The sequence below is a fragment of the Ruegeria haliotis genome, assembly GCF_013377785.1.
GTDB classification, from domain to species: Bacteria; Pseudomonadota; Alphaproteobacteria; order Rhodobacterales; family Rhodobacteraceae; genus Ruegeria; species Ruegeria haliotis.
Genome location: NZ_JABXWT010000014.1, coordinates 108,440 through 118,680, shown reverse-complemented (window position 1 = coordinate 118,680; position 10,241 = coordinate 108,440). Strand labels below are relative to the sequence as shown.

At 55.0% G+C, this 10,241-nt stretch carries 11 protein-coding genes; 5 read left to right on the top strand and 6 right to left on the bottom strand.

Features of this window, described 5'->3' with window-relative positions; all coding sequences use genetic code 11:
- Nucleotides 1-103 precede the first annotated feature (103 nt).
- The 6 genes from HW561_RS18565 to HW561_RS18540 form a co-directional block, all read right to left on the bottom strand.
- Entirely contained in the window at nt 104-352 is a 249-nt protein-coding gene (locus tag HW561_RS18565; RefSeq protein ID WP_408015400.1) for a hypothetical protein, read from the bottom strand.
- Between the two features lie 29 nt (nt 353-381).
- Nucleotides 382-1,374 (bottom strand): nuclear transport factor 2 family protein, encoded by a 993-nt coding sequence (locus HW561_RS18560; RefSeq protein WP_176866865.1) that lies wholly within the window; start codon nt 1,372-1,374, stop codon nt 382-384.
- A 58-nt stretch (nt 1,375-1,432) separates the two neighbouring features.
- A complete protein-coding gene (locus tag HW561_RS18555) occupies nt 1,433-2,569 on the bottom strand; it encodes a nuclear transport factor 2 family protein (protein ID WP_176866864.1) in 1,137 nt (378 codons plus the stop codon).
- 24 nt (nt 2,570-2,593) lie between these two features.
- Nucleotides 2,594-3,478, bottom strand: a complete 885-nt coding sequence (locus HW561_RS18550; protein ID WP_176866863.1) for a carbohydrate ABC transporter permease — start codon at nt 3,476-3,478, stop codon at nt 2,594-2,596.
- Nucleotides 3,479-3,480: 2 nt separating this feature from the next.
- On the bottom strand, nt 3,481-4,512 hold the full coding sequence (locus tag HW561_RS18545; protein WP_176866862.1) for a carbohydrate ABC transporter permease: 1,032 nt from the start codon (nt 4,510-4,512) through the stop codon (nt 3,481-3,483).
- 75 nt (nt 4,513-4,587) lie between these two features.
- Entirely contained in the window at nt 4,588-5,817 is a 1,230-nt protein-coding gene (locus HW561_RS18540; RefSeq protein ID WP_176866861.1) for an ABC transporter substrate-binding protein, read from the bottom strand.
- Nucleotides 5,818-6,099: 282 nt separating this feature from the next.
- On the opposite strand from HW561_RS18540, the gene HW561_RS18535 reads away from it, so the two are divergent.
- The 5 genes from HW561_RS18535 to hisD are packed head-to-tail and all read left to right on the top strand — an operon-like array spanning nt 6,100 to nt 10,237.
- Nucleotides 6,100-7,146, top strand: a complete 1,047-nt coding sequence (locus HW561_RS18535; RefSeq protein ID WP_176866860.1) for an ABC transporter ATP-binding protein — start codon at nt 6,100-6,102, stop codon at nt 7,144-7,146.
- 6 nt (nt 7,147-7,152) lie between these two features.
- Complete coding sequence (locus HW561_RS18530) at nt 7,153-7,419, top strand: GMC oxidoreductase (RefSeq protein WP_176866859.1); 267 nt, start codon at nt 7,153-7,155, stop codon at nt 7,417-7,419.
- Entirely contained in the window at nt 7,416-7,952 is a 537-nt protein-coding gene (locus HW561_RS18525; protein WP_176866858.1) for an ester cyclase, read from the top strand. Before HW561_RS18530 ends, HW561_RS18525 begins: the two co-directional genes overlap by 4 nt.
- Nucleotides 7,952-8,899, top strand: a complete 948-nt coding sequence (locus HW561_RS24015) for an ester cyclase (protein ID WP_235962978.1) — start codon at nt 7,952-7,954, stop codon at nt 8,897-8,899. Before HW561_RS18525 ends, HW561_RS24015 begins: the two co-directional genes overlap by 1 nt.
- Before the next feature lie 9 nt (nt 8,900-8,908).
- Complete coding sequence (hisD, locus tag HW561_RS18510) at nt 8,909-10,237, top strand: histidinol dehydrogenase (protein ID WP_176866857.1); 1,329 nt, start codon at nt 8,909-8,911, stop codon at nt 10,235-10,237.
- The last annotated feature ends 4 nt before the right edge of the window (nt 10,238-10,241 follow it).

The following is a 10,241-nucleotide window of genomic DNA, read 5'->3' as shown; positions in this document are numbered from 1 at the left end:
GAGATGTCTTATCTGGCGGCTTAGAACAAGCCTTCGATCTCACCTGCGTCATTGAGACAGATGCTTTCCGCCGCCGGCTTGCGCGGAAGGCCAAGTTGGAAACCTAACTCGAGATGGACGCGCGCTCGCGGGCTCGGTCATGCTTGACGAGATCGGGCACTTTCAGACAGACCAGATCGCAACCCCGCAGTTTGCTGTCGCCCGCTAGGTTGAACAGCGCCAAGCTCCTGAGAGTGCCCGCAAACTCCAAGTGGTAGGATTGGCCCAGACCTGTTTGGGAAACAACGGTCGTTTCTGGCCGATCAGCCGTTCCGTATTCCAGAGTTGCCACCTCAGTTTGCCATTGTTTCATCCAACTTGGGTCGGATGGCCGCTTGTCAATCAGCCGCGCATGTAGGGAAGGCGGGAAAGAACATCCAGACCCTGCTGTTTCCAGAAATGCAGAAGATCGATGAATATCCAGTTCTCGGTCAGCTTGTCGCCTGACCGGCGGTACATGTCGATAACCCGCATATCCGAGGATTTGCCAGTGGCCGGCATGCCCATGAACCCACCCGATGGGGTCAACGTCAGATTCGGCCAGCCGAAGAACCCGCCGAAGCTGCCTTCCGCAATCCGCGCGATATGACCGTTGAAAATGCGGTCTGTAAGACCATCGCGAAACGGTCCGGCATGCTGTTTCGCGTAGCGTTCAATTGTGTAGGTCGCACCGATGCCGGATGGTCCCCACCAGATCATGTCGTCGTTCCAGCTGCGGGGCAATTCCGTCAATAATCCCTGCTCTTCCCTGCCTTTCCAGTCACGGATATCGTCGATCATGAAGTTGATCGCAGCAAGGGTCTTGCGCCCCTCTTCCGGGTCTTGTTCGTCAAACATGACCCCGTCATGCGTCATCGGTCCGGGTTGCACCAGCTGAGCCCCGGTCTGCGGGGGAAACGGGTTTAAGCCGGCCTGCATCATCAAATGCGGGATATCAAAGAACATGGCCGTGTCCGTGATCTTGTCACCTTCGACCCGCATAAACTCGGCATAGCGAAGCATGACGATTTTATTGGTTGGCGGAATATCCAGCCAAGGGTGATCGAAAAGCCCCATCAAATGACCCATCGAAGCAACCCATGTGCCACCATGCTCCAACGAGTTTTCAGCGGCCATGAACAAATCAAGCCGCCGCTGCATTCTGGTGACGGAATTCTTCAGTGGAATCCAGAACCGTTCCGCGACTTCAACCGGGTCATGAATTTCGTTGAACGGGTGATACCCACGCCATATCGCATCCCGGGCGCAATATTTCTGAACCGCCTCAAGGGGGTTCTTGTCGATCGCGGCATAGTAGTCGCGTACAAGTGCTTTGGCAGATTGCAGATTTGTCATGAGTGGGGCTCTTTTTTTCCGGTCATTATGGCCTCTAAGGCTGGTGCCTTTCTGCCTTTCAACTTCTTTTGTACCGCGCCTTGGCGACTTGCATCATCAGGTCAAATTCATTGAAAAGCTGCCATTCCTGCTCCACCTTGCCGGCTTTGACGCGCCACTGGGTTATGCCCCATATTTGGCATTTTGCGCCTGTGGGCGCTTTGTAGATTTCGGATTCACCAGCATGCGACGCCTCTGCGCTCCATCGGGTTGAGATGCGCCAGCCGTCAGGCTCGTTGCCCATCCAATAGACTTCGTCAACCTGAAGGGTCAGGTCGGGAAAAGCTGCTCTTAATCCGCGTATGTAGTTCTTGTAAGCGGCTCGGCCCTTGAACTTCCTTTCGGTCGTGCCTTCGAAAGGCAAATCTGCGGCGTAGGCGGCATCAACCGCGCTTAGGTCGCCGTTCCAGATATTGTCATGCAGGCTGCGGGCAAAGATATCGGGGTCAAACCCGTCAACCGGTTCAGCTTCAGACAGTGGCCGTTCAGGCGCTACCGCCTGGCGCAATTGGTCCCACGTTTCCTGGCTGCGCGGCCATCCTGCTGGCGGATCGGCAACCAACCGATCAGCCTCGGCCCAAAGATCGATACCAAGTTGCTGCAACATCGCAGAGGTGTTGTAGAGCACATGTTCGAGGAAAATATCGTTCTCCAAAGCCACGCAATTGGCAATGACAGGAACGTCAACGCCATGCCCCGTGGCGGAACCATATCGGCTTGGCCCGGTATTCGTCCCCAAAATTCGCGTCAAATGTGAGGTATGAAAGCCAATATCATCATCACCGGCCCAGATGACCTCTTCCGCGTCCAGAATGATGTCCGGGAATGCGCCGGTCGTGTGATGCGTGTCCGCTATGATCTTCTTATTGCCGGTCTGAAGGCCATAGTCGTCGTAAACCAGCGAAGTCGGGGCATAGCAGTCGGTGATATAGTCGACCTGCCGCCCGTCGGTTTCCCAGATACGATGAGTGATGCGGACAATATAATCGACGATGTTGCGGTAATCAGGGTCAAAACCCCGAAAACTCTGTGCCGGGCCGAATTCCTCGGGAATGCGAACGGTTCGGTTCCGTGTATAGGTCTGCAGGGATATGTCATAACCATCCGGCATGTGGCGCCGGGCCAATGGTCGCGCTGGTCCGTATGATCGTGACATATCATCTCCCCACTATTTGAAGCATCAGCCTTTGACCGCACCGGCTGTCAGACCGCTGACAATCTGGCGCTGGAAGAACAGAACCAGGAAGAACAGCGGAACCATCGCGCTGACAGCCGCGGCAACAGCGAACATCACATCCCCTGTCTCTCGAACCGTGCCAAGGAAGCTGGCAATTCGCGGAACCATCGTCTGGTTTTCAGAGCTCAGCAGCACTGCAGTAACTGCAAAGTCGTTGTAAGCCAGCAGAAAACTGAACAGCCCGGTGGTAATCACCCCAGGCCACATCACCGGAATGATAACGTAGCGAAACGCCTGAAACCGCGTGCAGCCATCGACCATGGCGCTTTCATCCATGTCCTTGGGGATGTTCAGAAAGAACGAGTGCAGCATCCACAATGTAAACGGCTGATTGATCGCCACCAGAACAATAATCGTTGTCGAAAGCTTACCCCAGACGTTCCATTCGAAGAATGGCAACAGAAAACCCGAGACCAGAGTGATATGCGGCATGGCCCGGAACACCAGTCCCGCCATTAGCAGCCAGAACGCGTACCGAAACCCCGACCGCGCCAAAGCGTAACCACCAAGGGTACCGAGGGTCAGAGAGATCACCACGGTGAAGAATACAACTATCCCGGTGTTGATCGTGTTGCGCCAGAATTCCTGCTCAACCCATGCGCCAAAGTAGCCCCCGCCAGTGAAGGCACTGCCAGTTTCGGCTGTTGTCATCACACCATAGAGCGCATTGCGCCAGTCCGCTTTCGAGAAGAAATCCGGCTGAACCTTGAACGAGCCCCAGACCGTCCACAGGAACGGGCCTGCTGCGATAAAGATCCATAGAACAACAAAGCTTGCGGTTAACCAGATCAGCCCCTTAGACCGTCTCGCTGCAGCAGATGATGACATGATCAGGCCCTCTTCCGGTTAAAGTCTCGCCAGGTACGGATCAGTACGGGTGTCAACAAGATTGCGACGCCGAGAATGGTCAGAATTGATGTGGCCCCGGCTGAACCAAATAGCTGGACGTCGCCACCGCGCAGGTCGTTGAAAATAAGCCACGACAGTGACGTCGCTTTAGCCGAAGCCGAAAAGGCGACGATGGGTTCAAGCATCCGGAAATTGTCCATCAACTGCATCAGAGTAATGAACACCACCAGCGGCATCATGTAAGGCACAACCACATAGCGGATGGCCTGCCATCGCGAGGCACCATCGATTTCGGCGGCCTCAAGCGTTTCTTTTGGCACGGTCTGTAAGCCTGCATAAAAAACGATGAAACTGAAGGGGGTCGAGCTCCAGATTCCGTAAACGATAAGCATGATCCATGTCAGCGGAGTTGATGCCTTCATTGACAAATTCGGATCGTTGAAGATTTTCTGCAATGTCGCGCCAATGATGCCGTCTGCATCAACCATCCAGAACAGGATCAGCGCACCGATAAGAGGTGTCACGATCATTGGTAAAAGTGAGACAAAGATTGTCGGGCCTTTGAGAAGCTGCGGCAATGTGTTCACAGCCAGTGCTACGCCAAGCCCCAACGTGATCACGAAGGGCGTCACAATTGCAGTATAGGTCAGCGTGAAGAACAACGCCTTGTAGAACGGCAGATTGATAAGTTCGGACAGGAACGCGCCAAACGTTTCTGTCTCGTCCCAGGCGACACCCACCTCTTTCAAGGCAAGATGTTTACGGTTTGTGTAGGTTCCCAGTCCATTGAAACGCCCCAGAGGCGCCTCTTCCTGCAATGCCGCCGTGGCTTCATTGTCGACCTGTAGCACCGTTTCGCAATTGAATGGCCCGCAGTTTTCAACCTCGACCATGATCTGCTCGTGTTCAACGAACAGCGATTGCACCGCAACCGACACGATCGGCAAAGCAATGAAGAAGATCATCGCGGCCAGAGATGGCAGGATAAACCAAAAGAATGTGCGGTGCTTCATGACCCAATACCTACATCTGCCCCACGAACTGGGCGGAAGATTCCGGGACGGTCGAAACCGCCCCGGGTTCGGTTCTTAGAGGTAGCCAGCTTCCTGGGCCGCTGCGATATAGGCGGCCTCGATGTCTGCCAGCGTCTTTTCGGCGCTTTCATTACCCTGCAGGAAATCGGGCAGCTCTTCAAAGATCGCCTGATGCAGCAAGCCCATGTAAGGCAACATCGGATATGGATCGGCCCCACCGGTTGCAGTTTCAGCAACGCCGACTGCCGCCGGGCCAGGCTTGTACGAGTCCATCAGCCAGACCGCTGCGTCGTTATTGGCTTCGACCATCTTGTCCGACGTACCGTGCATCATTGCGATAAAGGTTGCCTCGGCATCTTCGTCCGAAATGTTCTTGGCGATTGTGAACCCATCCCACCACAATGTGGACGACGGAGTATCACCGCCTGCAACGGTGGGGGCACCGGCCAAAACGGTATTCTCGGCAACACCTTCCGCGGACCCCTCACTGCCCAAAAGTTCGCCACCGCTGGAGCCCCAAAGCTGTGCAATGGCCAAGTTTCCCGATTTCCAAATCGGCACCACTGTCGCAGTATTGTAGGTCAGGAAATCCGGGTTCGACATCGACACCAACTCTTTCAACATATTCAGAGTCGCTACACCAATTTCGTTGTTAATCGCAGGTTCCGCCGTGCCGGGTTTGAAAAACTCGCCCCCGTGACCCAGATACATGTTCACGAATTCCTCACCCAAGTTCCAGTCAGACATGCTAAGGAATGCAAAGGGGTGATCCATGATACCTGCATCGCGAATAGACTGACCTGTTTCGACCACCTCTTCCCATGTCGTCGGCACAGGCTTGCCCACCTGATCCAGAATATCTTGACGCACGAACAGATGCTGCGCGTTGGCCATGAAAGCAATCGCCATGATCTTGCCGTCAATGGTGATCAACTGGTTCTTGCCCAGGTTCTGACCATGCTTGGCGACCAGATCATCCAGCGGACGGATCAACCCTTCGTTCAACAGTGGAACGATCGAGGAATTGGCAACGATGACCGAAGTATACTCGGCCGGATTTGGCGTCAGCGCTTGAACGGAAAAGTTGCGGAAATCCTTGTTGTGGTTGGCCGCTATCGTGACGCCGCCAGTGCATTCAGCGGCCGTTGACGTAATGGCCTTTAGCGCCGGAAAATCATTCGCCAGCACATTGACGTTGCCGCTGGCGATCTCGCACTCGGCATAGGCTGCGGTCGCCATAAGCGCCGCAACAGTACCGGCTGCAAAGCTTTTCATGAAAGACATATTAATAACCCTCCGGTTGGACCCTGTTTTGCAGGTCGATGCCTGCAGCGTTATCGAATCGCTATTCTGACGATAATTATGCATTCGCATTCATCATTATGCCAATATTCGCGCATGTGACAAGAAATTCCTTCTTTTCCCTAAAATAACTGTAAATACACCAATATCACGGAATTCTACCTCTGAACTACGCATCAAAACACATCAACCCAAAAGTTCCACTTGCCAATAATTGCATTCACTGGCAAATTTTTGGGAACGAATGCAAAGGATGGATGCAGGATGGCAGAGATTCAGCTGAAGAACATTTCAAAGCGCTGGGGTTCGTTTGTCGGGGTCCAGAATTTCGACCTGACCATTGCCGACAAAGAGTTTCTGGTTCTGCTCGGCCCGTCTGGCTGCGGTAAAACAACCACAATGCGAATGATCGCGGGCCTGGAGGACGTAACCGAAGGCGAGATCACGATTGATGGGCGCACGGTCAATGACCTGAATCCAAAAGACCGAGACGTGGCGATGGTGTTCCAAAGCTATGCTCTTTATCCGAATCTGGACGTTTACGAGAACATCCGCTTTCCGCTGAAGGTGCGCAAAATCGACCCTTCAACTCATGATGAACGCGTCAAACGCGCGGCAGAAATGGTCGAGTTGACCGATTTCATGCACCGCCGACCTGCCGAATTGTCGGGCGGCCAACGACAGCGTGTAGCACTGGCCCGGGCCATTGTGCGGGAGCCCAATGTGTTCCTGATGGACGAGCCACTTTCCAACCTAGACGCCAAACTGCGGGTTTCGACCCGCCACCAGATCAAGAACCTCAGCCATGAGTTGCAGGTGACAACAATCTACGTAACCCATGACCAGATAGAGGCAATGACGCTGGCCGATCGGGTCGTTGTGATGAGCAACGGCGTGGTTCAGCAAGTGGGCACGCCCACAGACATTTATGACAGGCCTGCAAATACATTCGTCGCCAGCTTTATTGGGAGTCCCGCCATGAACCTTCTCGAGGGTGAAATTTCGGGCGGGACATTTACGGGTCAGAATGTTTCGATCAGCGGGCTTTCGAGTAAGCTTGAAAGTAATGTGACGCTGGGGTTTCGCGCCGAAGACGCCACTCTGGATCCGAACGGGACGTCCTCGGCCCCGCTCTACTCGCTTGAACTGTTGGGCGATGCCACGATTGCAACATTGAAACTGGGCGGAACCATCGCGTCGGTTCGCGCTGGCAAAGAATACCGCGCTGAAATCGGCGACCATACCGCCGTGCATATCCCACCCGAAGTCTGCCATCTTTTTGACGCCACAACCGGCGAAAGACTGGACTAACACACCATGTCCAACCAAGCAGAATACGATTTCATCGTCATCGGCGCAGGTTCCGCCGGCTGTGCCGCTGCGGCTTTTCACCCGGTTGGCACGTTGAGCATGGGAACTGACACCGCAACCCCCGATACGGAACGACTGAAGGTTCGCGGGTTCGATGACTTATGGGGCGCGAATGCAAGCATCATGCCAAAAATCACCAGCGCGAATACCAACGCACCACCAATGATGATCGAGTACCGAGCCGGTCGCACCATCTCGGAGGACGCCGCATGAAAGGTTCTCGCCCCGAACAGGCCGTCCTGAGCCGCGATACGGACATGAGTAAAACCGATGAAACGCGAGCAGTGATCGAAGGTATGGTTGATGGCTTAAACGATCATCGTATCAGCGACATCGGTGATTTCTTTACCCAAGGGTTCCGCTGGATGGGCAATTATGGCTGCGGAACCAAGGATGGGCTCAAAGAATTTCAGGACAACTGGCAGCGCCCATTCCAAGCGGCGTTCTCGGACAAGGTCTGTGTCGACGAAGCACGTCTCTACATGGGGGAATGGGCCGCTGCGTTTGGCCGTCAGGAAGCAACGCATTCTGGCGCGTTCATGGGAATTGCCCCAACCGGCAAACGGATCGAAATCCGGTACATGGATTTCTGGAAAGTCGTGGACGGCAAAATTGTCGACAACTGGGTCATGGTCGATTTCCCACATGTGTTGTCGCAAATCGGGCATGACGTCTTTGACGGTCAAGGCTGGGAAGCATTTGACCGAGGCGAAGCAACGCCACCCCAACCTCCGGGAGCATCGTAATGGGCGCTGTTCTCGATCTGGTCAAAGACATGGAGCGGGCGCTTGGCCGGTCCGAGGCGGATATGTCGCCCTGGTTTCACGACGACTTCATCTGGGATGGCAATGCAGGCTGTGGTCGGAAGTCCGGCCTACGCGATTTCGAACAGGGCTGGCAGCAGCCGTTCCGGGCCGCCTTTGACGATCGTCGCTTTGACACCAAGATTTGGCTTGAAGACGGCAAGTGGGCGGCTTGTGTGGGAACTTGTCATGCTACTCACTCGGGCGCATTCATGGGCATCCCTGCGACCGGGCGGCCGCTACACATTCCTTATGTCGATTTCTGGCAGGTCCGCGATGGTCGTATTGCCTACAATAAGGTGAGTGTTGATCTGGCCAGCGTCGCGGCGCAACTGGGCCGGGATGTATTCGACGGCAAAGGGTGGGATCGCCTTGATCTGCCCGTCACCCGTTTGTGGCGGGGAAAACAGTGCCACGGTGCGGTCGTAAAACCGCTTGACGTCGTTCACGCGATGGAAGCAGCCCTGCAACGCTCTGATGTCGATGTGTCCGACTTTTTCCACGAGGACTTTGTCTGGGATGCCAATTATGGCTGCGGACTGAAACACGGTCTTAGTGAATTCGAAAGCGGGTGGTATCTTCCATTCCGTAACTTCTTTGGAAACCGGGATTTTGCGACTGAACATTTCATGCAGGATGGCAACTGGGCGGCTTGTTTCGGTGCCTGTCACGCTACCTTGGATCGCGATTTCATGGGTATCAGAGCCACCGGCCAGAAGATCCGCATTCCCTATATCGACTTCTGGCGGGTCGAAGGCACAAAAATTGCCGAGAACATCGTGCGCGTCGATTTTGCAAGCATAGTGCAGCAATTGGGCGGTGACGTATTCCTCGGCAAAGGCTGGGGACACGAGGCTCCCAAGAACTTTGAAACGCACCCCGCAGCTTAGGAGGCAGAAATGGCAATCCAATTCTTGAAGTCCGGCAAACCTGCCAAAGCCCGCGCAGAAGAAGACGCAAGGGTGCGCCAGGTTGTCGAGGAAACTCTGGTTAAGATCGGGGCACTGGGTGACACGGCGGTCCGAGAGTTGAGTGCTAAATTCGACGGCTATAGCCCTGCCTCGTTCCGTCTCAGCGTCTCGGAGATCGAAGCGGCCATGCAAAAGGTTTCGACGCGCGACATGGAGGATATCCGGTTTGCCCAGACGCAGATCCGTCGCTTCGCCGAAGCGCAGCGGGCGTCAATGACGGATGTCGAGGTTGAAACTATGCCCGGCGTCATTTTGGGGCATAAGAATATTCCAGTGCAATCCGTTGGTTGTTATGTCCCCGGCGGAAAATTCCCGATGGTTGCGTCCGCGCACATGTCTGTTCTGACCGCGCAGGTCGCCGGTGTGCCGCGCATTGTTGCGTCAGCCCCGCCCGTCGATGGCGCTCCGCATCCCGCCATCGTTGCTGCGATGCATCTGGGCGGCGCGCACGAGATATTTGTTCTGGGTGGTATACAGGCCATTGGTGCCATGGCTATCGGGACCGAGACCATTGATCCGGTCCACATGATCGTCGGCCCCGGCAACGCCTTCGTCGCCGAAGCGAAAAGGCAGCTGTTCGGGCGCGTCGGGATCGACCTTTTTGCGGGCCCGACCGAGACAATGGTCATTGCCGATGACACCGTAGATGCCGAAATGTGCGCAACTGACCTGCTGGGTCAGGCTGAGCATGGATACAACTCTCCGGCCTGCCTGATCACTAACTCGCGCAGCCTTGCCGAGGGCACCCTGTCCGAAATCGATCGGCTGGTGAAAATTCTGCCAACGCGGGAAACTGCTTTGACCTCATGGGAGGATTATGGCGATGTTATCGTGTGCGACAGCCACGAAGAGATGCTGCAGGTGGCCAATGACATGGCCTATGAACACGTGCAGGTCATGACCGATCGGGATGATTGGTACCTTGAGAACATGCACTCTTACGGTGCGTTGTTCCTTGGACCGCGCACCAATGTGGCCAATGGTGACAAGGTGATTGGTACAAACCACACGCTGCCGACGAGAAAAGCGGGTCGCTATACTGGTGGATTATGGGTCGGTAAGTTTTTGAAAACTCATAGTTATCAGAAGATCACCACAGATGAGGCCGCCGCCCTGATCGGTGAATACGGATCACGTCTGTGCATGCTCGAAGGCTTTGTGGGCCATGCCGAGCAATGCAACATCCGTGTGCGCCGTTATGGGGGCCGCAATGTGCCGTATGGTGAACCCGTTCTACCGGTCGAGGCGGCTGAGTAGCATC

Coding starts and splice junctions, on each gene's coding strand:
- HW561_RS18545 (WP_176866862.1), bottom strand. CDS start 4,512: ATGAAGCACCGCACATTCTTTTGGTTTATCCTGCCATCTCTGGCCGCG.
- HW561_RS18535 (WP_176866860.1), top strand. CDS start 6,100: ATGGCAGAGATTCAGCTGAAGAACATTTCAAAGCGCTGGGGTTCGTTT.
- HW561_RS18550 (WP_176866863.1), bottom strand. CDS start 3,478: ATGTCATCATCTGCTGCAGCGAGACGGTCTAAGGGGCTGATCTGGTTA.
- hisD (WP_176866857.1), top strand. CDS start 8,909: ATGGCAATCCAATTCTTGAAGTCCGGCAAACCTGCCAAAGCCCGCGCA.
- HW561_RS18555 (WP_176866864.1), bottom strand. CDS start 2,569: ATGTCACGATCATACGGACCAGCGCGACCATTGGCCCGGCGCCACATG.
- HW561_RS18560 (WP_176866865.1), bottom strand. CDS start 1,374: ATGACAAATCTGCAATCTGCCAAAGCACTTGTACGCGACTACTATGCC.
- HW561_RS18530 (WP_176866859.1), top strand. CDS start 7,153: ATGTCCAACCAAGCAGAATACGATTTCATCGTCATCGGCGCAGGTTCC.
- HW561_RS18525 (WP_176866858.1), top strand. CDS start 7,416: ATGAAAGGTTCTCGCCCCGAACAGGCCGTCCTGAGCCGCGATACGGAC.
- HW561_RS18565 (WP_408015400.1), bottom strand. CDS start 352: ATGAAACAATGGCAAACTGAGGTGGCAACTCTGGAATACGGAACGGCT.
- HW561_RS24015 (WP_235962978.1), top strand. CDS start 7,952: ATGGGCGCTGTTCTCGATCTGGTCAAAGACATGGAGCGGGCGCTTGGC.
- HW561_RS18540 (WP_176866861.1), bottom strand. CDS start 5,817: ATGTCTTTCATGAAAAGCTTTGCAGCCGGTACTGTTGCGGCGCTTATG.